The organism is Pseudomonas sp. LRP2-20, from assembly GCF_024349685.1.
Taxonomy (GTDB): Bacteria; Pseudomonadota; Gammaproteobacteria; order Pseudomonadales; family Pseudomonadaceae; genus Aquipseudomonas.
In genome coordinates this window covers 5,601,197-5,627,279 of the sequence record NZ_AP025944.1, presented here as the reverse complement: position 1 = coordinate 5,627,279, position 26,083 = coordinate 5,601,197, and the positions used below count along the sequence as shown (strand labels likewise).

Annotated in this window: 22 protein-coding genes; 10 read left to right on the top strand and 12 right to left on the bottom strand. The window is 63.7% G+C overall.

Features of this window, described 5'->3' with window-relative positions; translation table 11 throughout:
- Positions 1 to 32 precede the first annotated feature (32 nt).
- The 7 genes from OCX61_RS25355 to OCX61_RS25325 all read right to left on the bottom strand — a co-directional run bounded on the left by OCX61_RS25355 (position 33) and on the right by OCX61_RS25325 (position 8,545).
- Positions 33 to 209 (bottom strand): hypothetical protein, encoded by a 177-nt coding sequence (locus OCX61_RS25355; RefSeq protein WP_261941847.1) that lies wholly within the window; start codon positions 207 to 209, stop codon positions 33 to 35.
- The gene (locus tag OCX61_RS25350) at positions 206 to 1,318 is read right to left on the bottom strand and encodes a PepSY-associated TM helix domain-containing protein (protein WP_261941846.1); all 1,113 of its coding nucleotides are present in this window, start codon (positions 1,316 to 1,318) and stop codon (positions 206 to 208) included. The genes OCX61_RS25355 and OCX61_RS25350 overlap by 4 nt, the downstream gene beginning before the upstream one ends.
- A 56-nt stretch (positions 1,319 to 1,374) precedes the next feature.
- Positions 1,375 to 3,810: a TonB-dependent siderophore receptor gene (locus OCX61_RS25345; protein WP_261941845.1), complete on the bottom strand. Its 2,436-nt coding sequence runs from the start codon at positions 3,808 to 3,810 to the stop codon at positions 1,375 to 1,377.
- 218 nt (positions 3,811 to 4,028) lie between these two features.
- On the bottom strand, positions 4,029 to 4,985 hold the full coding sequence (locus OCX61_RS25340; RefSeq protein WP_261941844.1) for a FecR domain-containing protein: 957 nt from the start codon (positions 4,983 to 4,985) through the stop codon (positions 4,029 to 4,031).
- A complete protein-coding gene (locus tag OCX61_RS25335; RefSeq protein WP_261941843.1) occupies positions 4,982 to 5,500 on the bottom strand; it encodes an RNA polymerase sigma factor in 519 nt (172 codons plus the stop codon). Before OCX61_RS25335 ends, OCX61_RS25340 begins: the two co-directional genes overlap by 4 nt.
- A gap of 400 nt (positions 5,501 to 5,900) precedes the next feature.
- Entirely contained in the window at positions 5,901 to 6,611 is a 711-nt protein-coding gene (locus OCX61_RS25330) for a 3'-5' exonuclease (RefSeq protein WP_261941842.1), read from the bottom strand.
- Positions 6,608 to 8,545, bottom strand: coding sequence for a DUF294 nucleotidyltransferase-like domain-containing protein (locus OCX61_RS25325; RefSeq protein ID WP_261941841.1), 1,938 nt, complete (start codon positions 8,543 to 8,545; stop codon positions 6,608 to 6,610). The genes OCX61_RS25330 and OCX61_RS25325 overlap by 4 nt, the downstream gene beginning before the upstream one ends.
- Positions 8,546 to 8,758: 213 nt before the next feature.
- On the opposite strand from OCX61_RS25325, the gene OCX61_RS25320 reads away from it, so the two are divergent.
- On the top strand, positions 8,759 to 9,202 hold the full coding sequence (locus OCX61_RS25320) for a response regulator (RefSeq protein ID WP_261941840.1): 444 nt from the start codon (positions 8,759 to 8,761) through the stop codon (positions 9,200 to 9,202).
- Between the two features lie 100 nt (positions 9,203 to 9,302).
- On the opposite strand, the gene OCX61_RS25315 is transcribed toward OCX61_RS25320, so the two are convergent.
- Entirely contained in the window at positions 9,303 to 11,480 is a 2,178-nt protein-coding gene (locus tag OCX61_RS25315) for a malate synthase G (RefSeq protein WP_261941839.1), read from the bottom strand.
- Between the two features lie 450 nt (positions 11,481 to 11,930).
- On the opposite strand from OCX61_RS25315, the gene OCX61_RS25310 reads away from it, so the two are divergent.
- Positions 11,931 to 12,449, top strand: coding sequence for a glycine cleavage system transcriptional repressor (locus OCX61_RS25310; protein ID WP_261941838.1), 519 nt, complete (start codon positions 11,931 to 11,933; stop codon positions 12,447 to 12,449).
- 247 nt (positions 12,450 to 12,696) lie between these two features.
- On the opposite strand, the gene rarD is transcribed toward OCX61_RS25310, so the two are convergent.
- Genes rarD through OCX61_RS25290 form a run of 4 tightly spaced genes read right to left on the bottom strand, consistent with a single transcriptional unit; the run spans position 12,697 to position 16,202 of the window.
- Complete coding sequence (gene rarD, locus OCX61_RS25305) at positions 12,697 to 13,584, bottom strand: EamA family transporter RarD (protein WP_261941837.1); 888 nt, start codon at positions 13,582 to 13,584, stop codon at positions 12,697 to 12,699.
- 55 nt (positions 13,585 to 13,639) lie between these two features.
- Entirely contained in the window at positions 13,640 to 14,614 is a 975-nt protein-coding gene (gene srkA, locus OCX61_RS25300) for an SrkA family protein kinase (protein ID WP_261941836.1), read from the bottom strand.
- Positions 14,615 to 14,673: 59 nt separating this feature from the next.
- Positions 14,674 to 15,438 carry a molybdenum-dependent transcriptional regulator ModE gene (gene modE / locus OCX61_RS25295; RefSeq protein ID WP_261941835.1) on the bottom strand — a complete coding sequence of 255 codons (765 nt, stop codon included), beginning with the start codon at positions 15,436 to 15,438 and terminating at the stop codon, positions 14,674 to 14,676.
- Positions 15,439 to 15,464: 26 nt separating this feature from the next.
- Positions 15,465 to 16,202: a ComFC family protein gene (locus OCX61_RS25290; RefSeq protein WP_261944363.1), complete on the bottom strand. Its 738-nt coding sequence runs from the start codon at positions 16,200 to 16,202 to the stop codon at positions 15,465 to 15,467.
- A gap of 89 nt (positions 16,203 to 16,291) precedes the next feature.
- Between OCX61_RS25290 and bioB the strand changes: the two genes are divergently transcribed.
- The 8 genes from bioB (at position 16,292) to OCX61_RS25250 (ending at position 25,936) form a co-directional block, all read left to right on the top strand.
- Positions 16,292 to 17,350 carry a biotin synthase BioB gene (bioB, locus tag OCX61_RS25285; RefSeq protein ID WP_261941834.1) on the top strand — a complete coding sequence of 353 codons (1,059 nt, stop codon included), beginning with the start codon at positions 16,292 to 16,294 and terminating at the stop codon, positions 17,348 to 17,350.
- Position 17,351: 1 nt separating this feature from the next.
- A complete protein-coding gene (gene bioF / locus OCX61_RS25280) occupies positions 17,352 to 18,524 on the top strand; it encodes an 8-amino-7-oxononanoate synthase (protein ID WP_261941833.1) in 1,173 nt (390 codons plus the stop codon).
- Complete coding sequence (locus tag OCX61_RS25275; protein WP_261941832.1) at positions 18,517 to 19,248, top strand: alpha/beta fold hydrolase; 732 nt, start codon at positions 18,517 to 18,519, stop codon at positions 19,246 to 19,248. Before bioF ends, OCX61_RS25275 begins: the two co-directional genes overlap by 8 nt.
- Positions 19,241 to 20,059: a malonyl-ACP O-methyltransferase BioC gene (gene bioC, locus OCX61_RS25270; protein ID WP_261941831.1), complete on the top strand. Its 819-nt coding sequence runs from the start codon at positions 19,241 to 19,243 to the stop codon at positions 20,057 to 20,059. The genes OCX61_RS25275 and bioC overlap by 8 nt, the downstream gene beginning before the upstream one ends.
- A gap of 10 nt (positions 20,060 to 20,069) precedes the next feature.
- Positions 20,070 to 20,750, top strand: a complete 681-nt coding sequence (bioD, locus tag OCX61_RS25265; RefSeq protein ID WP_261941830.1) for a dethiobiotin synthase — start codon at positions 20,070 to 20,072, stop codon at positions 20,748 to 20,750.
- Between the two features lie 124 nt (positions 20,751 to 20,874).
- Positions 20,875 to 21,171 carry a hypothetical protein gene (locus OCX61_RS25260; RefSeq protein WP_060512164.1) on the top strand — a complete coding sequence of 99 codons (297 nt, stop codon included), beginning with the start codon at positions 20,875 to 20,877 and terminating at the stop codon, positions 21,169 to 21,171.
- Between the two features lie 296 nt (positions 21,172 to 21,467).
- On the top strand, positions 21,468 to 23,273 hold the full coding sequence (locus tag OCX61_RS25255; protein WP_261941829.1) for a phenylacyl-CoA dehydrogenase: 1,806 nt from the start codon (positions 21,468 to 21,470) through the stop codon (positions 23,271 to 23,273).
- 524 nt (positions 23,274 to 23,797) lie between these two features.
- On the top strand, positions 23,798 to 25,936 hold the full coding sequence (locus OCX61_RS25250) for a cytochrome-c peroxidase (RefSeq protein ID WP_261941828.1): 2,139 nt from the start codon (positions 23,798 to 23,800) through the stop codon (positions 25,934 to 25,936).
- The last annotated feature ends 147 nt before the right edge of the window (positions 25,937 to 26,083 follow it).

Below are 26,083 nucleotides of genomic sequence, written 5' to 3'. Positions count from 1 at the left end.
GCGAGCCCTTGTGGCTGTGTTAGCCGGTTACCTCAGCGTTGGCAAAGACCGCGTATCGACAGCCAGGCCGGGATACCCAGGCCCAGCCAGGAAAGCGCGTCCCACCCGCCATCGCCGAGCAACGCGGCGAACAGCCCCAGCGCGCCGAGCACGGCGATCAGCAGCGGCCAGGCAAAGACCCGCGCGGTGGCTTGCGACTTGTGGGTCATGGGCGTGCCTCCCGGTGCTTGCGCTGCTTGCCCCACCACAGGTAAAGGCCGCTGCCGAGCACGATGAGGGTCAGCACATCGAGTGCTGCCCAGAGGATCTGCATCGGCCGGCCGCCATAGTCACCGAAGTGCAGCGGTTGCGACAGGCCCATGGCGTCCATGTACCAGGGGCGTTCGCCCACGGCAGTCACCTCCAGTGTGCGGGCATCGACCAGCACGGGGGTCAACAGGTGCGAAGTCAGGTGCGTGGCGCCCTTCATGAACACGGCATAGTGGTGCTCACTGGAGAAGCGCGTGCCAGGGAAGGCAATGAAGTCCGGGCGCATGCCGGGCACTGCGCGTTCGGCGATCGTCAGCAGGTGGGTGGCGCTGGCGCGTTCGGTGAGAGGCGGGGCGTCGCGATAGGGGGCGACCATCGCCGCCAGGCTATCGTTGCGCCAGGCGGCGATGACCAGGTCGGAGAGCGCACTGATCACCCCGGTGACACCCACCGTCAGCGCCCAGGCCAGGGTGACCACGCCAATCAGGTTGTGCAGGTCGAGCCAGCGCAGGCGGCGGGACTTGTCGTGGCGCACGGTGGCGAAGCCCAGGCGGCGCATGAACGGTGCGTAGAGCACGGTACCGGAGACGATCGCGACGATGAACAGAACCCCCATGAACGCCAGCAGCAGCTTGCCGGGCAGGCCGGCGAACAGGTCCACGTGCAGGCGCAGCATGAGCATCATGAAGCCGCCGTTGGCGGCAGGCATGGCCACGGCTTCGCCGGTGCGAGCGTCGAGCATGAAGGTGTGTGACGAATTGGGCTCGGTGCCGGCAGTGGCGGCGGTGATTGCCAGCACGCCGTTGGGCTCGTCCTCGTCGAAGCCGAAGTACTGCACGACCTCGCCGGGGCGGTGTTGCTCGGCCTTGATGACCAGCTGCTGCAGGTCCAGTTGCGGGGTGCCGGCGGGCATCTCGCGCAGTTGCGGGGCATCGCCGAGCAGGTATTCGAGTTCGTGGTGGAAGATCAGCGGCAGGCCGGTCAGCGCCAGCAACAGCATGAACACCGTGCAGACCAGGCTGCTCCAGGTGTGGATCACCGACCAGCGGCGGATGGTTGGGCTTTTCATCACGGTACCGATTTTTGTCTGTTGGACCGTGGGGCCGCGACGCGGCCCCCGCTCACTCAGAACTTGTAGGAAGCGCTGGCAACGACGCTGCGCTCGTCGCCGTAGTAGCAGTAGTAACTGTCGCAGGTGGAGATGTAGTCCTTGTTGAACAGGTTGGTGGCATTGACCGCCACCGACGCGCCCTTGAGGCTGGTGCTCAGGCGACCGAGGTCGTAGTGCACCGAGGCATCGAATACGGTGTAGGCGTTGGCCTTGCCCAGGTAGGTGTTGGCCTGGTCGCCGTAAGTGTTGCCGGTATAGCGCGCGCCACCGCCGATGCCGAAGCCGTCGAGCACACCGCTGTGCCAGGTGTAGTCGGCCCACAGCGAGGCTTGCTGGTTGGGCATCAGCTGCAGCCGGTTGCCCTTGTACAGGCCGTCCTGCACTTCCGATTTGGCCAAGGTATAGGCGGCGGTCAGCTTGAGGTTGTCGGTGACGTCGGAGACTGCTTCCAGCTCAAGGCCATGGACTTTCACTTCGCCGGTCTGGCTGGTGACGGTCACACCGCCCACGTTGTTGGTGACCGAAACGTTTTTCTGCGTCAGGTCATACACGGCTGCCGACAGCAGGGTGTTGGAGCCCGGTGGCTGGTACTTGACGCCCAACTCCCACTGCTTGCCTTCGGTCGGCTTGAACGACTCCGTTGCAGACACGGCAGCATTGCTGGACGGTTGGAACGACTCGGCATACGACAAGTAAGGAACGAAGCCGGAGTCGAATACATAGCTGATGGCCGCGTTGCCGCTGAACTTCTTATCTCTTTCGGTATTGGTGGCATCGCCCTGGTTGAAGAACTTGGTGCCGGTGTGCACCCAGTCTTCGCGGCCACCCAGGGTCAGGCGCCAGTTGCCGAGGGCCATCTGGTCTTGAATGTAGACGCCGGTCTGACGGGTTTTCTGGTCGTAGTCGTAGAAGGCAGTGGAACGATCTGGGCGAGTGATCGGCAAGCCATACACCGGGTTGTTGACGTTGATGCTCGGCGCGGTTCCGAAGATCGCCAGGTAGTTGGTGTTGCTGCGCTGGTGATCAAGGCCGAGCAGCAGGGTGTGGCTGATGGCGCCGGTGTTGAAGTCACCCTGGAAGTTGTTGTCTACCGCGAACTGGCTGATGTCTTCATCGACGTTGGTGGTGCCACGCCCGATGTTACCGTCGGCATCCAGCTCGTAGCCTGGCAGGCCAGGGATGTAGCTGTTGACGGTGACTGCCTGGAAGGCCAGGTCCGACTTGGTGTAGCGCAGGTTCTGACGGAACTGCCAAACATCATTGATGCGGTGCTCGAAGGCATAGCCCAGCGCGTAGTAAGTACGGTCGTAGAACTCGTAGTTCGGATCGCCCAGGTTCTTGTGATGGGAGACTTTGCCTAACGGCGAGTCGAGCTTGGTGCCCTGAATCGGCCGGAACTGGCTGGTGATGCCGGTATCGTCGCGAGTGAACTGGGTCAGCAGGGTCAGCGAGGTATCTTCGTCGATGTTCCAGGTAAGGCTCGGGGCGATGTTGTAGCGCTTGTTGTCGACATGGTCGATCTGCGTCCCGCTGTCACGAATCACACCACTCACGCCGTACAGGAACCGGCCATCGTCATCGATCTTGCCGGTGCTGGCGAAGTTGATCTGGCGGTGGTTGTCGCTGCCGTACTGCACTTCGATCTCGTTAGCGCTTTCGGCCTGAGGGCGGCGGCTGACCATGTCCAGCAAACCGCCGGGCGGCGTCTGGCCATAGACTGAGGAAGCCGGGCCACGCAGCAGGGCCAGGCGGTCGAGGTTCCAGGTTTCGGCTTTGGGGTTGGCATACACGCCACGGGGCAGCGGCAGGCCGTCGAGGAACTGGGTCGGCTCGAAACCGCGTACGCGCATCCAGTCGTAGCGGGTGTCGCTGCCGAAACTGGCGGAGACGATGCCCGGCATATATTTCACGGCGTCGTCGAGGCTGTGCACGCCACGGTCGCTCATCTGCTGGCGGGTGGCCACGGAGATCGAGCGCGGGACTTCGACCAGCGCGGTGTCGGTCTTGGTGCCGGCAGCGGTGCGTTTGGCCAGGTAGCCATCGACCGGGCCCCAGGCGCTTTCGGCAGCGCTGGCGGCGTTCACGGTGGTTTCCGGCAGTGCCAGGGCGCCATCCGGCACGGCGACCAGGCTATAGCTGCCGACGCTGCTCTGTTGCAGTTGCAACCCGGTGCCCAGCAAGGCCGCCTGCAGGGCGCCGAGGCCGTTGTACTGGCCATTGACCGGGGCCGAGGTACGGCCGCTGACCAGCGCCGGATCGATGGCCAGGGCGATGCCCGACTGGCTGGCGATCTGGTTCAGGGTGGTGGCCAGAGGCGCGGCGGGCAGGTTGTAGGCGCGCGGTGCGGACTGTTCGGCAGCGAACAGGGCGGTGCTGGACAAGGGCATAGCCATGGCGATGGCCAGGGTCATCAGGCTGGGACGCAGGATACGATCAACGGCACGGGACATGCAGCGGTTCCTCGACGGATAAGTGCTAACTGCTTCCTTGCCGAGCGAGATGCCAGAAGTGACAGGGGGAATCGGAAAAAAGTGAGAATTATCTGGATCTGGCTTTTGCCTGCACCGGCCCTTTCGCGGGCAAGCCCGCTCCCACAGGTGCGCCGCAGATTTAAGGGCTGCGGAAATTCAGTGGGAGCGGGCTTGCCCGCGAAGAGGCCGGTACAGGTTTACTTGGGAACGACAGTCACCCACCACGGTGTATGCCGCTCGATCTTCACCGGCAGGGCCGGCACCAGCGAGGCCAGGGCCAGGTCGGTGTCGGTCAGCGGGAAGCTGCCGGTCACGCGCAGGTCGGCCACTTCATCGGCTACACCCAGGTGGCCGCTGCGGTAATGGCCCAGTTGCTTGAGCAGGTCAGCCAGGCGCACGTTGTCGACCACCAGCATGCCGCGAGTCCAGGCGTCGGCCCCGGCTTGCACCGGGCCTATGTGGCCCAGGCCATTGCTGTTCATCAGCACTTGCTGGCCTTCGCGCAGGACCTGTTCGTCACCGCTGTTGTGTGGCATGGCAGCGACCGACGATTGCAGCACTTCCAGGCGCGTGCCCTTGTCTTCGCGGCGTACCAGGAAGCGCGTGCCCAGTGGCCGCAGGCGGCCATCGTCGGTACGTACCAGCAGCGGGCGAGGGTCGTCATGGCCGGTCTCGACCGAGATTTCGCCCTGATGCAGCACGATCAGGCGCTGCTCGCCCTGGTAGTCGATGTCGACGGCAGTGTGGGTGTTCAGGCTCAGCAGCGTGCCGTCTTCCAGGCGCAGGGTGCGCAGTTCGCCCGTGGCGGTACGCTGATCGGCCAGCCAGTAGCTGGGCGCCAGTGACGGAGCACCGACCCAGGCCAGCAGCGAACCGAGCAGGAACATCCCGGCCAGCCCGCCACCCACTTTGCCGATGCGCCGTCGCAAACCTGCGCGCGATTGCAGCAGGGCCTGGCGAGCCGGGCCGGCCGCAGCGCTGACGCGTTGGTCGAGGGCGCCAAGCTGGCGCCAGGCGCGGGCATGTTCTTCGCTGGCGGCGTGCCAGCGCATGAATTCGGTGCGTTCGTCAGGCGTGCCACTGCCATCGTCCAGGCTCATTTTCCAGGCAATGGCGGCTTCCAGTACCTGCGACGAAACCGGTGTGTTGTTCACGTCGGCTCCCCGTACAGGGCCACGTAGCACTGGCGCATGCCCTGGGCGATGTACTGGCGCACGCGCGATACCGATACGCCCAGGCGTTCGGCGATTTCGGCGTGGCCCATGCCATCCAGGCGGTTGTGCAGGAATGCCGCGCGAGCCTTGCTCGACAGCTTGCCGAGCAGGCGGTCGATGGCCTTGAGGTCTTCGAGGATCAGGTGCTGGGTTTCCGGGGAGGGGTGTTCGGCTTCGGGGACCAACGCCAGCTCGGCCAGGTAGGCCTGTTCCAGCGCCGTGCGGCGGAAGTGGTCGAACATCAGGCCCTTGGCCACGGCGGCGAGGAAGGCGCGCGGTTCGCGTGGGGTGTCCAGCTGCTCGCGGCCGAGCAGGCGCACGAAGGTGTCCTGGCTCAGGTCTTCGGCACGCTGACGGCAGGCCATGCTGCGTTGCAGCCAGGCGAGCAGCCAGCCGCGATGGTCGCGGTACAGCGAACCGACCAATTCGGCGTGTGGGCTGTTGGCAGAAGACACGCAGCGTCCCCCCGGAACGAATGCATTAACTAACGATAATTATTCGCGATTGTTACAGAGGCTGAGGGTGAGGTGCAATGGACGCTTATCGGATGGCCATTATCTTGGGGTGGGGGCAGGGGTTTGGTCTTGCGGCGCCTGTGAGATCGAGCGCCGCCCGCGCGGCGCATCGCGAGCTGCGCTCGCTCCTACGTTTGTTTCCGGCCAGTCACGCCTGTTACAGGCGCGCGCGACCGCCTTGTTGGTACGACACGATATCGCGTCATGCGCCAAGGCGTCCGCGCGAAAATCCCACAGGAATAATTGGCCCGAAACAAACGTAGGAGCGAGCGCAGCTCGCGATGCGCCGCGCGGGCGGCGCTCGATTTCACAGGCGCAAAAACACTCAAGCCTTGAACCTCTAAAGCCCGTGGTGGTGCACTGCGCGCCTGCGCCACCCCCGCAGTCGTTGCTCCAACTGCAACGGGCTGTCGAGCTGCTGGCGCCGGGCCTGGCTGAACAGGATCAGCGCCAGCTCTGCCGTGACCTGTGCATCGGCGCTGGCATGGTGACGCTCATCCACCTGCAGGCCGAAGCGTGCCACCCAGTCGTCCAGCCCGGCCTCGCGCAACACGGTGTCGGGGTTGAGCATCGGCGCCAGTTCCGCCACGTCGAGGAAGGGCAGCTGCAAGCGATGGCCCAGGCTCTCCTTCAAGGCACGGGCAAGCATGCGCTGGTCGAACGGCGCATGGAACGCCAGCACCGGGCTGTCGCCGATGAATTCGAGCAGGTCGAGCAAGGCTTCGGCCGGGTCGCAGCCAGCAGCCAGGGCACTCGGCCCGAGGCCGTGGATCAGCACGCTGGCGTTGGTTTTCTGTTCAGGGCGGTGCAGGGTGCGCTCGAACTGCTGGGCAAAATCGATGGCACCGTCCTCGATGGCCACCGCGCCGATCGACAGCACCTGATCGCGATTGGGGTTCAGGCCGCTGGTTTCCAGGTCGAGCACCACCCAGCGTTGCTCGCGCAAGGGGCACACGGCCAATGGCTTGGCCTTGGGCAACCGCGCCAGGCGTTGGCGCAAGGCATCGTCCAGCAGCGGCGCAGCAGGGCGCAGCCAGGCGAACAGGCTCATAACTGATACCGCAGGGCCAGGCTGCTCTGCAGGCGCTGGGCCTGGCGCAGGGATTCGCGCAGGATGCGCCGGTCCAGATGGTTGAGGCTGTCCGGATCGAGGCGGTTGGAGTACGGCAGGTTGTCGCGGGTCTGGCGCTGGTGCTGCTGCATGCGGGTTTGCTGGATGAAGTGGTAGGCCTCTTCATAAGCGGCGCCGTCGAGCGCCTCGATGACCCCCTTGTCGACCAGCTGGCGCAGGCGCTCCAGGGTGTTGCAGGCGCCAATGCCATTGGCCAGTGCCAGCAGCCGGGCGCCATCGACGAAGGGCGTCAGGCCCTGGACCTTGAGGTCGAGGGTGGCGGCCTTGTCGTTGCCCTGGCGGGTCAGCACGAACTCGCGCAGGCGGCCCACCGGCGGGCGCTGGCGCAAGGCGTTGTCGGCCAGCATGCGCTGGAAGATGCGGTTGTCCGCCACCTGCTCCAGCAGCTGCCGGCGCAGTTGTTCACAGCCCTGTTCATCGCCCCAGACCACGCGCAGGTCGAAGTAGATGCTCGAACCCAGCAGGTTCTCCGGGCTGGCCTCGCGCACGAAACCGGCAAAGCGCCGTGCCCACTGTGCGCGTGACAGGCACAGCTCGGGGTTGCCGGCCATGACGTTGCCCTTGCACAGGGTGAAACCGCACTGGGCCAGGCACTGGTTGATGTACTGCGCCAAGGGCAGCAGGCGTGCGCGAATGGCCTCGGCTTCGGTGTCGTCGGCGGCTTCGAAGAGGATGCCGTTGTCCTGGTCGGTGTGCAGGGTCTGCTCGCGGCGCCCTTCGCTGCCGAAGCACAGCCAGCTGAAGGGCACGCCGGGGTCGCCACGTTCGGCAATCGCCAGCTCGATCACCCGGCACACCGTGTGGTCGTTGAGCAGGGTGATGATCTGGGTGATCTGCGTCGAGGAGGCGCCATGGGCGAGCATGCGCTCGACCAGTTGGCCGATCTCGCCACGCAGCTGCACCAGCGAATCGAGGCGTGGCGCATGGCGGATGGTACGCGCCAGGTGCACCAGGTCGACCCGCTGCAGGGAGAACAGGTCACGCTCGGACACCACGCCACACAGGCGCTGGTTGTCCACCAGGCAGACGTGGGCGATATGCCGTTCGGTCATCGCCATGGCCGCATCGAAGGCGCTGGCCTGTGGGCTGAGGTAGAACGGCCTGGCGGTCATGTGCAGTTCGATCGGTGCACCGAGGTCGGCATCGGCGGCGGCCACCACCTGGCGCAGGTCGCGCAGGGTGAAGATGCCCACCGGGTAGCGCTGCGGGTCGACCACGACGATGCTGCCGACCTGCTGTTCATGCATCAGCCGCACCGCCTCGCGCAAGGGTGTATCCGGCGCGCAGACCACCGGGTGACGCATGGCCAGTTCGCCCAGCGGGGTATTCAGCGAGTATTGGGTGCCGAGGGTTTCCACTGCACGTTGACGTACCTGCTGGTTGACTTGGTCGAGCAGGCTGCTGACCCCGCGCAGTGCAAAATCTCGAAACACTTCCGACATCGAGAACACGCGGATGAACGCAGTTTTGTTCAATTGCAGGCAAAAGGTGTCTTCACCGGCCAGATGTTCGGTGCGTGTCGCCCGCTCGCCGAGCAGCGCCGCCAGCGGGAAGCATTCGCCACCGGTGATTTCGAAGGTGGTTTCCACCCCAGGCTTGACCAGGTGCTGGCGCTCGCCGACCACACGGCCTTGCTTGACGATGTAGAAATGCTCGACCGGCCCGTCTGCGGGTTTGATGATGCTTTCGCCGCTGGCATAGAAGCGCAGCTGGCATTGTTCCACCAGGAAGGCCAGGTGGCTCTGCTCCATCTGGTTGAACGGCGGGAAACGCTGCAGGAACTGCAAGGTGCCCTGGATGTTCTGCAGTACTGCCGTTCTGCCCGCCTGACTGTAGGCGTCCTTTTTGCTCATGACACTGACCGTATCGCTACGCCGAACTATATATATCTATATATAGGATCGGCCTTGTTGTTCTCGGTCCCCATGGTCGGCTGGCAGCGGGGTGGTGCCCATTGGACGTAAGTCTAGTGAGCCCCCGCTGTCAAAGAGCCGACGAAAGGCGAGCCGGGTTACAGGGCTTTTGCGGTCCTAACCACTGAGCGGGATTTTTTTGACGAGAAGACCATGGCTGAGCATGACGACATCCTGAGTGACGCCGAACGCGAGGCATTGGCCGTGTTGAGTGCGCCCGTTGCGCCTAGTCCGGTGGTGTTGATCGTCGATGACAACCCGGTGAACAGTGAGGCACTCAAGCTGTACCTGAAGAGCAGGGGCATCGAGTGCATGACTGCTGATGGTGCGCAGGAGGCAATGTTCAAGCTGCATTACGAACCGCGCATCGCCCTGATGATTACTGACCTGCGCATGGAGCCCAAGGATGGCCTTGAACTGATCCGGCAGATTCGTGAGACGGAGCGGGCGGCGTTGTCGATCATCGTGGTGTCGGGCGACACCGATGTGAAGGAGGCGGTGGACGTGATGCACCTGGGGGTGGTGGATTTTCTGCTGAAACCGGTGGATCTGGGGAAACTGCTGGGGTTGGTGAAAAGAGAGTTACGGATCGAATAGCGGAGTAGGGCATTCGCGGGCAAGCCCGCTGCCACAGGTAATGCGCTGCCTTTGAGAGCTGCGGTGTACCTGTGGCAGCGGGCTTGCCCGCGAATCGGCCTTACAGCCCGTTACGCGCCTTGAACTCGCGGCGACGGCGGTGCAGCACTGGCTCGGTGTAGCCGTTCGGCTGCTTGGCACCTTCGATCACCAGTTCGATGGCCGCCTGGAACGCGACGTTGTCGTCGAAGTTCGGCGCCATCGGGCGGTACAGGGCGTCACCGGCGTTCTGCTGGTCGACCACCGCAGCCATGCGCTTGAGGCTTTCCAGCACCTGCTCCTGGGTAACCACGCCATGGCGCAGCCAATTGGCCAGCAGCTGGGCCGAGATGCGCAGGGTGGCGCGGTCTTCCATCAGGCCGACATTGTTGATGTCCGGCACCTTCGAGCAACCCACACCCTGGTCGATCCAGCGCACGACGTAGCCGAGGATGCCCTGGGCGTTGTTGTCCAGTTCGTTGCGGATCTCTTCGGCCGACCAGTTGGTGTCGGCCGCCAGCGGGATGGTCAGGATGTCATCGACCGAAGCCGGCGTGCGCGCAGCCAGCTCGCGCTGACGCGCCTGCACGTCGACCTTGTGGTAGTGCAGGGCGTGCAGCGTGGCGGCGGTCGGCGACGGTACCCAGGCGGTGTTGGCGCCGGCCAGCGGGTGAGCGATCTTCTGCTCGAGCATGGCGGCCATCAGGTCAGGCATGGCCCACATGCCCTTGCCGATCTGCGCGCGGCCTTGCAGGCCGGTGGCCAGGCCGACGTCGACGTTGTTGTTCTCGTAGGCGCCGATCCACTTTTCGTTCTTCATGGCGCCCTTGCGCACCACGGCGCCGGCTTCCATCGAAGTGTGGATTTCGTCACCGGTGCGGTCGAGGAAGCCGGTGTTGATGAACACCACGCGTTCGGCGGCCGCCTTGATGCAGGACTTCAGGTTGACCGTGGTACGCCGCTCCTCGTCCATGATGCCGACCTTGACGGTGTTGCGCGGCATGCCCAGCAGGTCTTCGACGCGGCTGAAGATCTCGGCGGCGAAGGCGACTTCTTCCGGGCCGTGCATCTTCGGCTTGACGATGTACACGCTGCCGCTGCGGGTGTTCTTGCGGCTGGTGTTGCCGTTGAGGTTGTGCAGGGCGATCAGGTTGGTGAACAGGCCGTCCTGGATGCCCTCAGGGATTTCATTGCCCTGGCCATCGAGAATCGCCGGGTTGGTCATCAGGTGACCCACGTTGCGCACGAACAGCAGCGAACGGCCGTGCAGGGTTACGCTGCCGCCGTTGGGCGCGGCGTATTCGCGGTCCGGGTTCATGGTGCGGGTGAAGGTCTTGCCGCCTTTGCTCACGCTTTCGGCCAGGTCGCCTTTCATCAGGCCCAGCCAGTTGCGGTAGACGATGACTTTGTCATCGGCATCGACCGCGGCGACCGAGTCCTCGCAGTCCATGATGGTGGTCAGTGCCGATTCCATCAGGATGTCTTTGACACCGGCGGCATCGGTGCTGCCGACCGGGGTGCTGGCGTCGACCTGGATTTCGAAGTGCAGGCCGTTGTGCTTGAGCAGTACGGCGGTCGGCGCCTTGGCGTCGCCATGGAAGCCGATCAGCTGGGCGTCATCACGCAGGCCGCTGTTGCTGCCGCCTTTCAGGGCGACGACCAGCTTGCCGCCTTCGATGCGGTAGCCGGTGGAGTCGACGTGGGAGCCGGCTGCCAGTGGTGCGGCTTCGTCGAGGAAGGCGCGGGCGAAGGCGATGACCTTGTCGCCACGGCGCTTGTTGTAACCCTGGCCTTTCTCGGCGCCGCCTTCATCGCTGATGGCGTCGGTGCCGTACAGTGCGTCGTACAGCGAACCCCAGCGGGCGTTGGCGGCGTTCAGGGCAAAGCGGGCGTTCATCACCGGGACGACCAGTTGCGGGCCGGCCATGTGGGCGATTTCTTCGTCCACGTTCTGGGTGGTGGCCTGGAAATCGTCGGCTTGTGGCAGCAGGTAGCCGATTTCCTGGAGGAATGCTTTGTAGGCTACGGCGTCGTGTGCCTGGCCTTTGCGTGCCTGGTGCCAGGCGTCGATCTTGGCTTGCAGCTCGTCGCGCTTGGCGAGCAGGGCTTTGTTCTTTGGAGCGAGGTCATTGATGATCTTCTCTGCACCGGCCCAGAACTGCTCGGCGACGATGCCGGTCCCTGGCATGGCTTCGTTGTTGACGAAGTCGTACAGGACCTTGGCGACCTGAAGGCCACCGACTTGAACGTATCCAGTCATTGCTTGCCTCACTCTGCTCAGCTATTTCGCTCTTCTGTATTAAGCCTGTAGCGCTTCTCTAAACACGTTCCAGTGCTTGCCCTCGTCGGATGCACGAGCGCGGCTGGGTGCGGCCTGCCAGACAGGCTGGCAGACAGTGTGCGTATTTTCACAGGCGCCTTGGCAGACATCCAAACGACGTTTTGTAGTCCGCGCCACGGGATACTACATGAAGCAGTAGGCGAGGCAAAATCAGACTAAAAGCGCCGTTATGCGACCGGTTGGTCGCGTATGGTCACGCTGGGAGAACGTATGTTCGCAAAAAACGGGTGGATTGTTCCAGATAAATCTTGAAACAGTACACGATTGTTTGTGCGGACTGCCCTGCGGCAGGTTGCCGCGCCTTGCCTATACTGAGTCGATCCCCCGTATTTACGCCGCCTCGGGCGGCCCGACGCAGAGGAAGGGCCTGTGGATCATCTTGTATTGACCGTGATTGCTCCGGACAAAGCCGGGCAGGTCGAGCGCATTGCCCAATGCATCGCCGATCATAACGGCAACTGGCTGGAGAGCCGCATGTCGCGGATGGCCGGGCAGTTCGCCGGGATCCTGCGGGTGGCGGTGCCGGCGGAAAACTACGACGAACTGGTGAAGTCGCTGCAGGCGCTGGGGAAGTACGATATTCGCGTGCTGATCGCCGAGAGCGGCATAGAACCGTCATGCACCTGGAAACCTATTGCCATGGAGCTGGTGGGTAACGACCGCCCAGGCATCGTGCGCGATATCACCCGCTTGCTGGCGGACCAGGGGGTGAACCTGGAGCGCTTCACTACCGAAGTGCGGCCGGCGCCGATGAGCAGTGAGCCACTGTTCCATGCCGATGCCTTACTGGCGTTGCCTTTGACGTTGTCGCTGGACCAATTGCAGAAGAAGCTGGAAAGCCTGGCGGACGATTTGATGGTGGAGTTGAAGTTGCGGCCGGAGGAATGATCTGGAAATGCCGGGACGCGAAGCGGCCCCTAGCGGTTATCCCGATTTCACGGGGACGGCCCTGTGGATAAGCTGGGGGTTCACCTCGCTAGCCCAGGTACGGCAAGCCCTCCCGAGGTTTGAGCAAAAAACGTACAGAAATCAGTTGCTTGTGCACAAAGCACGGGGACGAGGGTGTGGATAACCTTTGGAGATGTTGCTGCAGGCCACGAACTACGTGGCCTGCAAGGTTTTGATCGTTTTTTGATCAGGCGCGCTTGCGCAAATTCAGCCAGGCGTCGACGCTATAGACCGCCAACCCCGCCCAGATGAACAGGAACGCCATCAAGCTGCTCGACGACAGGTGCTCATCGAACAGCAGCACCGCCTGCAGCAGCACCAGGGTCGGCGCCAGGTACTGCAGGAAGCCCAGGGTGGTGTAGGGCAGGTGGCGTGCTGCCGCGTTGAAGCACACCAGCGGCACCAGTGTCACCGGCCCCGCCGCGATCAGCCATAGCGCTTCGCTGCTGCTGTAGAAGTCAGCTTGTGCGCTGATCGCCGCCGGATGCAGCAGCATCCAGCCCAACGCCAGCGGCACCAGCATCCAGGTTTCCACCACCAGGCCGGGCAGCGCCGCTACCGGTGCCTGTTTGCGGATAAGGCCATAGAAACCGAAGCTCAGGGCCAGTGCCAGCGACACCCACGGCAGGCTGCCCACCTGCCATACCTGCTGGGCGACGCCTATCGCCGCCATGGCCACAGCCAGCCACTGCAGGCGGCGCAGGCGCTCGCCAAGCAGCAGCATGCCCAGCAGCACATTGATCAATGGGTTGATGTAGTAGCCCAGGCTGGCTTCGAGCATGCGCCCGTTGTTCACCGCCCAGACATAGGTCAGCCAGTTGCCGGCGATCAGCGTACCGCTCAGGGCCAGGATCGCCAGCCGACGCGGGTTTTCACGCAGCTCGCGCCACCAGCCGGGGTGTTTCCACACCAGCAGCAACAGTGAACCGAACAACGCCGACCAGAGCACCCGGTGGACGATGATCTCCACCGCCGGAACGCTCTGGATAGCTTTGAAGTAGAGCGGGAACAAGCCCCAGATGATGTAGGCACCAAGGCCCAGAAGGTACCCGCGGCGCGGGTTTGCAGCGTGCATGGAGAGTCCTTGCTCAGTAAAGCGAGGCCTATTGTAGACAGAGGCGCGCTTGCTTCTAGAACAATTTCAGTGGTTGTTCATCCAGCGCTGCCAGTTGTTCGCGCAAGGCGAGGATCTGGTCACCCCAGTAACGCGGCTGACCGAACCACGGGAAGCTCGGCGGGAATGCCGGGTCGTCCCAGCGCCGCGCCAGCCAGGCGCTGTAATGCAGCTGGCGCAGGGCGCGCAACGGCTCGATGAGGGCCAGCTCGCGGGGGTCGAAGTCGTGGAACTCGTTGTAGCCGTCGACCAGTTCGGCCAGTTGCCCCAGGCGTTCCTCGCGGCTGCCAGCGAGCATCATCCACAGGTCCTGCACGGCCGGGCCCATGCGGCAGTCATCGAGGTCGACCACGTGATACACCTCGTCGCGGTGCATCAGGTTGCCCGGGTGTAGGTCGCCATGCAGGCGGATAACCTGATGCGGGGTGCGGGCGAAGGCATCCTCGACCCGCTCAAGCAGGTGGCGGGCCACGGACTCGAAGGCGGGCAGCAGGTCCTTGGGGACGAAGCCACCGTCGAGCAGGGTGTTCAGCGAGGCGTGGCCGAAGTTGTCCACAGCCAGTGCTTCACGATGTTCGAACGGCCGCGCGGCCCCCACGGCATGCAGGCGGCCGAGCAGCTGGCCGAGGCGGTAGAGTTGATCAAGGTTGCCGGGCTCCGGCGCGTGGCCGCCACGGCGCGGGAACAGGGTGAAGCGGAAGCCCTTGTGTTCGAACAGGGTCTGGCCGCCATGTTGCAACGGCGCGACCACGGGCACTTCGCAATCGGCGAGTTCGGCGGTGAACTGGTGCTCTTCGAGAATCGCCGCATCGCTCCAGCGGCCAGGGCGATAAAACTTGGCGATCACCGGTTGCGAATCTTCGATGCCCACCTGATAGACGCGGTTCTCGTAGCTGTTCAGCGCCAGGACCCGGGCATCGCTGAGAAAGCCCAGGCTTTCCACGGCGTCCAGGACCAGGTCTGGGGTGAGGGAGTCGAAGGGGTGGGACATGGGGGCTCCGGGGATGGGCGACATGTCGGCATGGTAACCCATTCCATGGCCGGCACAGGTTAAACGGGTACTCCGAGCAGCACATAGGAAGGATGAAACTGCACACGGACCTTGCTTGCTTGCTTGACCGACCGTTCATCCAACCAACCCGCCTCGGCAATCGCACACAATGTCTGCCCGTTGCCCAGCGCCAAGCGTACCTCGCTGTCGCCCTGTGGATCTGCCAGCACCTCTTCGACGGTGGCGTTCAGCACATTGCTGCCTGCCTCGGCCTCATCATCCGCCGCCAGCAACTGCACCCACCCGGCTTTGAGCAGCGCCATCACCGTGCTCCCCAGTGTCAGCTCCAGTCGCGCCGTGCTGTCATGGGTGATCAATGCGTCGATCTCCAGCCCGCCACCCAAGGCCAGGCTGACCCGATCATGTCGGCCCTCCCGGCGCAGCCCGCTGACCTGCCCCTGCAACTGATTGCGCGCACTGGTGCGCAACATCAGGCGGCCCAGCAGGTCGAGGTCGCTGGACTCTTCCGCCGCTTCGAGAATCTGCGCCTGCAGTACCTGCAGTTTCTGGTACAGGCGCAGCACGCGCTCACCCTCTACCGAAAGCCTTGCGCCACCACCGCCACGCCCGCCCGTGCTGCGTTCGACCAAGGGCTGGCTGGCCAGGTTGTTGAGTTCATCGATTGCATCCCAGGCCGCCTTGTAGCTGATGCCGGCAGCCTTGGCCGCGCGGGTGATCGAACCCTGTTCGGCAATGTGCTGGAGCAGGGCGATACGCTGCGGGCGACGGGCGATGTGCTGGGTGAGGAGAGCGGGCAGGGACATGGTGGCGCCTATCTGAAACTGACTCGTCAAGCTTGCCCCGGTTTTGCCGTGCGTGCCAGGCAATACACATCGATCCTGCGTGCACCGGCGTGACGCAGCAATTGCGCGATAGCCTGCGCGGTGGCCCCGGTGGTCAGCACGTCATCGATCACGGCGACGTGCCTGCCCTTGAGCGATGCCTCGCTGGCAAGCGCGAACGCCTGGCGCAGATTGCGCTGGCGTCCCCGGGCATCCAGGCGTTGTTGGGCCGGTGTTTCGCGTGTTCGCAGCAACAACCGCTCATCGCATTCGATAGCCAGTGCTTTCGACAACCAGCGCCCGAGCATGCCGGCCTGGTTGAAGCCCCGCTGGCGCAGTCGACGCCGCGCCAGCGGTACAGGCAACAGCAGGTCTGGTGTGGGCAGGCCTTCCTGAAAGCGGTGGCGCAGGTTCAGGCACAGCATTTCGGCCATCAGCCGACCCAACGGCCATTGGCTATTGTGCTTGAAGCGACTGATCAGCGTGTCCAGCGGAAACCCATAGTGCCAAGGCGCAATCACCTGATCGAACGCTGGCGGGCGGCGGCTGCACTGGGCGCAGATCAGGCCGGCCATCGGCAAAGGCAGCGCGCAGCGCAGGCAATACTCATCGAGCCAGGGCAGTTCCTGCTCGCAGGCGGCACACAACGGGTAGCGTTGTTCGGCGGCGTCGCTGCATAGCAAACAGGCGTGGTTAATATTTATACACTTGTAAACCAGTGCTTTTAACCAAGGTTGACAGTTCATAGGCCTTCCATGACTATGCGAGCTATCCGTGATGCGCTGGCGGGCAGTTCTGCCTCGGCGCCAGTAACAGCCTAAACAAGGAAACGCCGATGAGCGCCAGCACAACTGCAACAACACGTCACGACTGGTCCCTGCCTGAGGTCAAGGCACTGTTCCAGCAGCCTTTCAATGACCTGCTGTTCCAGGCGCAGACTGTGCACCGCGCGCACTTCGACCCAAACCGCGTACAGGTTTCGACGCTGCTGTCGATCAAGACCGGCGCCTGCCCCGAAGATTGCAAATATTGTCCGCAGTCCGGTCACTACAACACCGGGCTGGAAAAACAGAAACTGATGGAAGTGCAGAAGGTGCTGGAAGAGGCCGCGCGCGCCAAAGCCATCGGCTCCACCCGCTTTTGCATGGGTGCGGCCTGGAAGCACCCTTCGGCCAAGGACATGCCCTACGTGCTGGAGATGGTCAAAGGTGTGAAGGCCATGGGCCTGGAAACCTGCATGACCCTCGGCAAGCTCGACCAGGAGCAGACCGTGGCCCTGGCCCAGGCTGGCCTGGACTACTACAACCACAACCTCGACACCTCGCCGGAGTTCTACGGCAGCATCATCACCACCCGTACCTACAGCGAGCGCCTGCAGACCCTGGCCTACGTGCGTGATGCCGGGATGAAGATCTGCTCCGGCGGTATCCTTGGCATGGGCGAGTCGCTGGACGACCGCGCTGGCCTGTTGATCCAGCTGGCCAACCTGCCCGAGCACCCGGAGTCGGTACCGATCAACATGCTGGTCAAGGTTGCCGGCACCCCGTTGGCCGAGGAAGAAGACGTCGACCCGTTCGACTTCATCCGCATGCTGGCGGTCGCCCGTATCCTCATGCCCAAGTCGCACGTACGCCTGTCCGCCGGCCGCGAGCAGATGAACGAGCAGATGCAGGCATTGGCCTTCATGGCCGGCGCCAACTCGATCTTCTACGGCGAGAAACTGCTGACCACCGCCAACCCGCAGGCCGACAAGGACATGCAGCTGTTCGCCCGCTTGGGCATCAAGCCTGAAGTGCGCGAAGAGCATGCCGACGAAGTGCATCAGGCGGCCATCGAGCAGGCCCTGGTCGAGCAACGCAGCAGCGAGCTGTTCTACGACGCCGCGTCGGCCTGAGATGGCCTTCGACCTGGCGGCGCGCCTGGCCGAACGGCGAGCCGCAGACCTGTATCGGCAGCGGCCATTGCTGGAAAGCCCGCAGGGGCCTGAGGTAGTGGTCGATGGCCAGCGCTTGCTGGCCTTCTGCAGCAACGACTACCTGGGGCTGGCCAACCACCCTGAAGTGATCGCCGCCTGGCAGGCTGGCGCCGAACGCTGGGGGGTCGGTGGCGGTGCCTCGCACCTGGTGATCGGCCACAGCGCGCCGCATCATGCCGTCGAAGAGGCACTGGCCGAACTGACCGGCCGCCCGCGCGCGCTGCTGTTTTCCACAGGCTACATGGCCAACCTTGGCGCCATCACCGCACTGGTGGGGCAGGGCGACACCGTGTTGCAGGACCGCCTCAACCACGCGTCGCTGCTCGATGGCGGGTTGCTCAGCGGTGCCCGTTTCAGCCGCTACCTGCACAACGACGCTGCCAGCCTGGCCAATCGCCTGGGCAAGGCCACCGGCAACACGCTGGTGGTGACTGACGGCGTGTTCAGCATGGATGGCGACCTCGCCGATCTGCCCGCGCTGGCCAGCGTCGCCCGCGCACGGGGTGCCTGGCTGATGGTCGACGACGCCCATGGTCTGGGCACCTTGGGCAATCAAGGTGGCGGCATCGTCGAGCACTTCGGTCTGGGTATCGACGATGTGCCGGTGCTGATCGGCACCTTGGGCAAGGCCTGTGGCACCGCCGGTGCATTCGTCGCCGGCAGTGAAGAGCTGATAGACGCACTGGTGCAGTTCGCCCGGCCATACATCTACACCACCAGCCAGCCCCCGGCGCTGGCCTGCGCCACGCTCAAGAGCCTGGAGCTGCTGCGCCGCGAAACCTGGCGCCGCGAGCACCTGGCCGCGCTGGTTCGCCAGTTCCGTGAGGGGGCCGAGCAAATCGGCTTGCAGCTGATGGACAGCCCGACGCCGATCCAGCCGATCCTGATCGGCGACAGTGCCCAGGCCCTCAAGCTGTCACGCATGCTGCGCGACCGTGGCCTGCTGGTGACCGCCATCCGCCCGCCCACCGTGCCTGCCGGCAGTGCCCGCCTGCGGGTCACCCTGAGCGCGGCGCACAGCGAGGCGCAGGTGCAGCTATTGTTGAATGCATTGGCCGAGTGTTATCCACAGCTGGAGGCCGCCGATGCGTAACCGTTTGATTCTTCTTCCTGGCTGGGGGTTGGGGACCGCCGCCCTCGAGCCCCTCGCCGCCAGCCTGCGGGCCCAGGATGCGCGCCTGCAGGTCGAACTGGCGCCGCTGCCGGAACTGGCCGATGCCGATGTGCAGGCCTGGGTGGACTACCTTGACCGCAAATTGCCCAGCGATACCTGGCTGGGCGGCTGGTCGTTTGGCGGCATGCTCGCCAGCGAGCTGGCGCGCAAGCGCGGCGATCATTGCTGCGGCTTGCTGACCCTGGCCAGCAACCCCAGTTTCGTGGCCCGCGCCGACTGGCCACACGGCATGGCTAACGACACCTTCGGCACCTTCCTTGACGGTTGCCGCAGCCACACCTCGGTGACCCTCAAGCGTTTCCGCACACTGTGTAGCGATGGCGCCCTGCAACCGCGCACGTTGCTGCGTCAGCTGGGTGTCGGTGTGCCCGACACCGATCCGCTGTACCTGGCCAGCGGCCTTGAAGTGCTGGCGCGGCTCGATACCCGTGAGGCCCTGCAGGCCTATGGCGGCCCGCAGTTGCACCTGTTCGCCGGCAGCGATGCGCTGGTGCCGGCGGAGGCGGCCAAGGCGCTGAGCGAGCTGCTGCCCGATGTGGAAGTCGGCCTGGTCGAAGACAGTTCCCACGCCTTCCTGCTGGAATATCCGCAGGAGCTGGCGGCGGGCATCAAGAGTTTCCTGCATGAGAGTGGCGATGACTGACCTTTCCCGTCCAACCCTGCCCGGCGCGTTGCCGGACAAGCGCCAGGTAGCCGCCTCGTTCTCCCGTGCGGCGGCCAGCTACGACAGCGTCGCGGCACTGCAGCGCGCAGTAGGCGTGAGCTTGCTGGAGCAGTTGCCGGATGACCTGGCGCCGACACGCTGGCTGGACCTTGGCAGTGGCACCGGGCATTTCAGCCGGGTACTCGGCGAACGCTTCGAACAGGCTACCGGTGTGGCCGTGGATATTGCCGAAGGCATGTTGCGCCATGCCCGTGGCGAGCGCGGCGGGGCGCACTACCATGTGGCCGGTGATGCCGAGCGTCTGCCGCTGGGCGATGCCTGTGTCGACCTGGTGTTCACCAGCCTGGCGGTGCAGTGGTGTGGTCAGTTCGCCAGTGTGCTGTCCGAAGCCCGGCGCGTACTGCGCCCGGGTGGCGTGCTGGCCTTCAGCAGCCTGTGCGTCGGTACCCTCGATGAGTTGCGCGCCAGCTGGCAGGCGGTGGATGGCATGGTGCATGTCAATCGCTTCCGCAGGTTCGAAGACTACCAGCGCCTGTGTGCTGCCAGTGGGCTCGAACAGCTCAGCCTGCAGCGCCAGCCCCATGTGCTGCACTACCCCGATGTGCGTAGCCTGACCCATGAACTCAAGGCCCTGGGTGCCCACAACCTCAACCCCGGGCGGCCCTCTGGCCTGACCGGTCGGGCACGCATGCAAGGCTTGTTGCAGGCCTACGAAGCGTTTCGCCAGCCCCAGGGGCTGCCTGCCACCTATCAGGTGGTCTATGGTGTGTTGCGCAAGCCACAGGCATGAGAGGAGCGAGATGAGCCAGGCCTATTTCATCGCCGGTACCGACACTGATGTCGGCAAGACCACCATCGCCGCCGGGCTGCTGCATGCGGCGCGCTTGCAAGGGCTGAGTACCCTTGGCGCGAAGCCGGTGGCTTCGGGTTGCACCCTGACGCCCAAGGGCCTGCGCAACAGCGATGCCCAGGCGCTGATCGACGAAAGCTCGGTCAAACTCGCTTACGAAGAGGTCAACCCGTTTGCCTTCGAACCGGCCATTGCGCCGCACGTGGCGGCCCGGGAGGCGGGCGTTGCGCTGGAAGTTGCCGTGTTGGCCAAGGCCATGCGCCATGTGCTGGACCAGGGGGCAGACTTCACCCTGGTCGAAGGTGCGGGTGGTTGGCGAGTGCCACTGTCCAACCACGCCAACCTGTCGGACCTGGCTATCGCCCTCAAGCTGCCGGTGATCCTGGTGGTCGGGGTGCGCCTGGGCTGCATCAACCATGCCTTGCTCAGTGCCGAGGCGATTGCCCGGGACGGGCTGCAGCTGGCCGGCTGGGTGGCGAATATCATCGAACCGCGGACTTCGCGCCTGGAAGAAAACCTGGCCAGCCTGGCAGAGCGCTTGCCAGCGCCTTGCCTGGGGCGGGTGCCGAAGCTCAAGCTGGCTACCGCGGATGCAGTGGCGGAGCACCTGCAGCTCGACCTGCTGGATTGAGCCTTTGCAGGTATGCCCGTGGCCTATCAGGTAGCACGGGGCCATTAGGGATTTAAACGGGCCTTTTCGTGCCGGGCCTGCTTTAATTGGCCCTGTTCATATCCAGCGTCATTGGAGTTCTGACATGGAAATCACCGGCAGCACCGCGTACTACGCGGGCCTCAACGCCATCTACAACGGCCAGAACCGTGTCGATCAGGCCGCTGGCCAGATCGCCAACGCCTCGGTCGAGCGCGCCGCCACCAGCCAGTCCAGCGACTTCCAGGCCGAGCGCCTGCGTGGGGTCGATCGCAGCCAGCAGATGGACCTGGCAACCAGCACCGTGCAATTGGCCCTGGGCAAGACCGAGGTCGAACTCGGTGCAAAGGTAGCCAAGGCGTCCGACGAAATGCTCGGGCGGTTCATCGACACCTACGCCTGATTCTTGCCCCCTCGGCGATCCCTGTGGGAGCGGGTTTACCCGCGAATGCGTCCGCGCAGACACCTCTCTTGTCTGTGCTGGCCCTTTCGCGGGTAAACCCGCTCCCACACTCGTTTTGCCTGCGATTTCATGCAATGGCATAAACGCCATCTTTCGCGGCGCAAATGGCACTATAGTCCCTTCTTGACATCAGGCGGTCCTAAACGTAAGTTTCAAACAACTGTTTGATCGAAAGCCGACAAGAGCTGGTCGGTATCAGCGGTCCCCTACCGAACTCATCACAGAGGTTCATCGCAATGCCTGATTACAAAGCCCCCTTGCGTGATATTCGTTTCGTCCGCGACGAGCTGCTCGGCTACGAGGCGCACTATCAGAGCCTGCCGGGTTGCCAGGACGCCACCCCTGACATGGTCGACGCGATCCTGGAAGAAGGCGCGAAGTTCTGTGAGCAGGTGCTGTCGCCGCTGAACCGTGTCGGTGACCAGGAAGGCTGCACCTGGAGCGAGTCGGGGGTGAAGACCCCGACCGGTTTCAAGGAGGCCTACCAGCAGTTCGTGGAAGGCGGCTGGCCGAGCCTGGCGCATGACGTCGAGCACGGTGGCCAGGGCCTGCCTGAGTCGCTGGGCCTGGCCCTGAGCGAAATGGTCGGTGGTTCGAACTGGTCGTGGGGCATGTACCCGGGCCTGTCCCATGGCGCGATGAACACCATCTCCGCACACGGTACTGCCGAGCAGCAACACACCTACCTGACCAAGCTGGTGTCCGGCGAGTGGACTGGCACCATGTGCCTGACCGAGCCACATTGCGGCACCGACCTGGGCATGCTGCGCACCAAGGCCGAACCACAGGCCGACGGTAGCTACAAGGTCTCCGGCACCAAGATCTTCATCTCGGCCGGCGAACACGACATGGCCGACAACATCGTCCACATCGTGCTGGCCCGTCTGCCGGACGCTCCGGCGGGCACCAAAGGTATCTCGCTGTTCATCGTGCCGAAGTTCCTGCCAAATGCAGAAGGCGGCGTGGGTGAGCGCAACGGCGTGAGCTGTGGCTCGATCGAGCACAAGATGGGCATCCACGGCAACGCCACCTGCGTGATGAACTTCGACGGTGCCACCGGTTACCTGATCGGCCCGGCCAACAAAGGCCTGAACTGCATGTTCACCTTCATGAACACCGCACGCCTGGGTACCGCGCTGCAAGGCCTGGCCCACGCCGAAGTGGCGTTCCAGGGCGGCCTGAAGTACGCCCGCGAGCGCCTGCAGATGCGTTCCCTGACCGGCCCGAAAGCACCGGACAAAGCGGCTGACCCGATCATCGTCCACCCGGACGTGCGTCGCATGCTGCTGACCATGAAGGCCTTCGCCGAAGGCAACCGCGCGATGGTCTACTTCACTGCCAAGCAGGTGGACATCGTCAAGTACAGCCAGGATGAGGAAGAGCGCAAGAAGGCCGACGCCCTGCTGGCCTTCCTGACTCCGATCGCCAAGGCATTCATGACCGAAGTCGGCTTCGAAGCCGCCAACCACGGTGTGCAGATCTACGGCGGCCACGGTTTCATCGCCGAGTGGGGCATGGAGCAGAACGTGCGCGACAGCCGTATCTCCATGCTGTACGAAGGCACCACCGGCATCCAGGCACTCGACCTGCTCGGCCGCAAGGTACTGATGACCCAGGGCGAAGCGCTCAAGGGCTTCACCAAGATCGTGCACAAGTTCTGCCAGGCGCAGGAAGGCAACGAAGCGGTCAAGGAGTTCGTCGCGCCATTGGCTGCGCTGAACAAGGAGTGGGGCGAGCTGACCATGAAAGTGGGCATGGCCGCGATGAAGGACCGCGAGGAAGTCGGCGCTGCTTCGGTGGATTACCTGATGTACTCCGGTTACGCGTGCCTGGCCTACTTCTGGGCTGACATTGCCCGCCTGGCTGCGGAAAAACTGGCTGCCGGCACCAGCGAAGAAGCCTTCTACACCGCCAAGCTGCAGACTGCGCGCTTCTACTTCCAGCGCATCCTGCCGCGTACCCGCACGCACGTGGCCACCATGCTGTCGGGCGCCAACAACCTGATGGACATGAAGGAAGAAGACTTCTCTCTGGGTTATTAAGCCTTAGTGAGCCACTGAAAAAACGCCGCTCCTCGTGAGCGGCTTTTTTTTGGGGGGGCTCTAAGTTTATTTAGCCTGCTTGCTCCGATATTTTTAATTAGGCATAGCTGACGCAGCACAACTTTCGTGCGCGCGCAGCTTTCATTTTTTTTAGGGATTCGTTGGTTTTTATTTCAGGCTTCTCCAACTATTGGTTGCCCGTTCAGTATGAGGTAGCAAATACATTGCCAGGTTTGCCTGTTCGCATTCACGGCTCGGCTAGCCCATGGGCTATGGCTTGCGTGGGTTTTGTGAATGTTTCGTAAAGTAACTTTGGGGGATGCCACCCACTAGTGGGGCGCGCTTTCACCAGAACTGAGGAAGTTTTGGGTTAAGTATTTATCGGTATGAATGCCTAAATAAACCGGTATAAAAAATCTTTGAATGTTTCAAGCTGAAATACTTTGTTACAGCTATGTTGGCATTAAGCGCACTTGTTGCGTGAACGATCAGCCTGATAAATCTGCGCCGTCGGGAAGTCCATCATGGTCGACTATCTGAGTAATGTGCGAATCCCCCGCCTGGCCTGTGCGATAGCGATGACGTTCGCCGCCGGCCTTTCTTTTACCAGTGCCCGGGCTGCGGACCCGGCCGGAACCGCTCCGGTCGTGCCGGACGTGCCCAGCCTGCAATCACTGCGTGGCATGACGCCGCCGGACCCTTCCGGTACCGAGGGTGGCCGCAAGGTCGACCTGATGTCCGACTATGTGATCAATCGCGGAGCGGTGGTGCTGTTGGGCAAGGCCCTGTTCTGGGACATGGCCGTTGGCAGTGACGGCGCCACCGCCTGCGCTTCCTGCCATTACCACGCCGGTGTCGATCACCGGGTCACCAACCAGATCAACCCCGGCCAGGCCAATACCAACGCCAACGTCGCGTCGATCTTCAACAAACCGTTCACGGCCGCTGATATTCCCGGCGACGTGCCGAGCTACACCACGCGCTCCGGTGGCAAGGGCGGCCCGAACTACACGTTGAAAAAAGGCGACTTCCCGACCCACGTGCTGGCCAACCCCCTGGATCGCAACTCGGCAATTGTCTATTCGAGCGATGACGTGATCGGTTCGCAAGGGGTGTTCGACGCCAACTTCGTCAAACCCCGTCAATCGCGCTTCGACAAATGCACCCAGCAACCGGACGGCATTTTCCAGGTGGGCGGCATCAACGTGCGCCGCAGTACCGGGCGCAATGCACCGTCGGTGATCAACGCGGCCTTCAACGTGCGCAACTTCTGGGATGGTCGGGCCAACAATGTGTTCAACGGCTTCTCGCCGTTCGGTAACCGCGACCCTGACGCGGGGATCTTCGTGACCAAGGATGCCAGTGGTGTGGCGGTCAAGGTGCGCCTGGCCCTCAAGGATGCCTCCGCCGCCTCGCAAGCCGTCGGCCCACCCGGCAGCGCGGTGGAAATGTCGTGTGGCGGGCGTACCTTCGCCGACATTGGCCGGCGCATGCTCGACACCATGATGCTCAAGGGGCAGAAGATCGCGCCCACCGACTCGGTACTTGGGCCTGTCTCCAGTGCCCGCCGGCCGACCTATCGCGAGCTGATCAAGAATGCCTTCCAGCCGCGCCTGTGGAATGCCACGCAACAGGTCTTGCTGGGCGGTGAGCCCTACACCCAGATGGAGGCGAACTTCCCGCTGTTCTTCGGGCTGGCGATCCAGATGTACGAGTCCACGCTGATCTCCGACCAGGCGCCACTGGATGCCTATCTGCAGGGCGATCACACCGCCATGAATGCTCAGCAGGTGCAAGGCATGAATCTGTTCCTGGGCAAGGGCAAGTGCGTTGCCTGCCACGGTGGCGCGGAGTTGACCAACGCCGGCAGCCGCCTGCTGTTCCAGCCGCGTGAGCGCATCGAGCGCATGGTCATGGCGGACGGCCTGACCACGCTCTATGACAACGGCTTCTACAACACTGGTGTCCGTCCGACCTCCGAGGACCTGGCGCTGGGCGGCTCGGACGCCTGGGGCAACCCTCTGTCCTTCACCCGGCAGTACAACACCCAACTGCAAGGCGGGAATATTCCTGACCCACTGGATGTCGATGTGTGCACCTTCGAGGTGCCGCTGAGCGCAGCGATCCCTTGCGATCCGACACTCAAGCCCAATGTCGGTTTCCGTGACTCGGTCGATGGCGCCTTCAAGACCCCGACCCTGCGCAACATCGCCTTGACCGGGCCGTACTTCCACAATGGCAGCCGGGCAACGCTGCAACAGGTGATGGAGTTCTACAACCGCGGCGGCGACCGGCGTGGTGAAGACGCCAGCAACACCAGTGGCTTCGAGCACCCTGCCGTCAATCAGCACAACGGCTCCAACCTCGATCCGGACATGACCGCGCTGAACCTGACCCCGGATGAAGTGGATGCACTGGTGAAGTTCATGGAAGTTGGCTTGACCGACCCGCGCGTCGCCTGGGAACGGGCGCCGTTCGATCACCCTTCACTGGTGCTGCCACAGGGTGAGAAGGGCGATGAAAACTCGGTCGGACAAAAACCGGCCAGCGCGCAGATCACGTCTCGGCAAGCCCAGGACGCCGACTTCCAGCTCAATGCCGTCGGTGCTTCAGGTCGCTCCACCGCGCAGGGTCCACTGCTGCCATTCAACAACGACTTGTAACGCTCTCTAGGCGTGCGCTGTACTTGTGGGAGCCGCGCTTGCCGGCGAAGGGCCGCAAAGCGGCCCCACGATTTCAAAGTTGTTGCATGAATTGCCGGGGCCGCTTCGCGGCCCATCGCCGGCAAGCGCGGCTCCCACAGGGGCCGC

Bases quoted from the DNA above. Each gene is read 5' to 3' on its own strand.
- OCX61_RS25260 (WP_060512164.1), top strand. From the start codon at position 20,875: ATGGAAATCACCGGCAGCACCGCGTACTACGCGGGCCTCAACGCCATC.
- rarD (WP_261941837.1), bottom strand. From the start codon at position 13,584: ATGCACGCTGCAAACCCGCGCCGCGGGTACCTTCTGGGCCTTGGTGCC.
- srkA (WP_261941836.1), bottom strand. From the start codon at position 14,614: ATGTCCCACCCCTTCGACTCCCTCACCCCAGACCTGGTCCTGGACGCC.
- OCX61_RS25315 (WP_261941839.1), bottom strand. From the start codon at position 11,480: ATGACTGGATACGTTCAAGTCGGTGGCCTTCAGGTCGCCAAGGTCCTG.
- bioC (WP_261941831.1), top strand. From the start codon at position 19,241: ATGACTGACCTTTCCCGTCCAACCCTGCCCGGCGCGTTGCCGGACAAG.
- OCX61_RS25355 (WP_261941847.1), bottom strand. From the start codon at position 209: ATGACCCACAAGTCGCAAGCCACCGCGCGGGTCTTTGCCTGGCCGCTG.
- OCX61_RS25325 (WP_261941841.1), bottom strand. From the start codon at position 8,545: ATGAGCAAAAAGGACGCCTACAGTCAGGCGGGCAGAACGGCAGTACTG.
- bioF (WP_261941833.1), top strand. From the start codon at position 17,352: ATGGCCTTCGACCTGGCGGCGCGCCTGGCCGAACGGCGAGCCGCAGAC.
- bioB (WP_261941834.1), top strand. From the start codon at position 16,292: ATGAGCGCCAGCACAACTGCAACAACACGTCACGACTGGTCCCTGCCT.
- modE (WP_261941835.1), bottom strand. From the start codon at position 15,438: ATGTCCCTGCCCGCTCTCCTCACCCAGCACATCGCCCGTCGCCCGCAG.
- OCX61_RS25290 (WP_261944363.1), bottom strand. From the start codon at position 16,202: ATGAACTGTCAACCTTGGTTAAAAGCACTGGTTTACAAGTGTATAAAT.
- OCX61_RS25345 (WP_261941845.1), bottom strand. From the start codon at position 3,810: ATGTCCCGTGCCGTTGATCGTATCCTGCGTCCCAGCCTGATGACCCTG.
- OCX61_RS25275 (WP_261941832.1), top strand. From the start codon at position 18,517: ATGCGTAACCGTTTGATTCTTCTTCCTGGCTGGGGGTTGGGGACCGCC.
- OCX61_RS25330 (WP_261941842.1), bottom strand. From the start codon at position 6,611: ATGAGCCTGTTCGCCTGGCTGCGCCCTGCTGCGCCGCTGCTGGACGAT.
- OCX61_RS25350 (WP_261941846.1), bottom strand. From the start codon at position 1,318: ATGAAAAGCCCAACCATCCGCCGCTGGTCGGTGATCCACACCTGGAGC.
- OCX61_RS25255 (WP_261941829.1), top strand. From the start codon at position 21,468: ATGCCTGATTACAAAGCCCCCTTGCGTGATATTCGTTTCGTCCGCGAC.
- OCX61_RS25320 (WP_261941840.1), top strand. From the start codon at position 8,759: ATGGCTGAGCATGACGACATCCTGAGTGACGCCGAACGCGAGGCATTG.
- OCX61_RS25250 (WP_261941828.1), top strand. From the start codon at position 23,798: ATGGTCGACTATCTGAGTAATGTGCGAATCCCCCGCCTGGCCTGTGCG.
- bioD (WP_261941830.1), top strand. From the start codon at position 20,070: ATGAGCCAGGCCTATTTCATCGCCGGTACCGACACTGATGTCGGCAAG.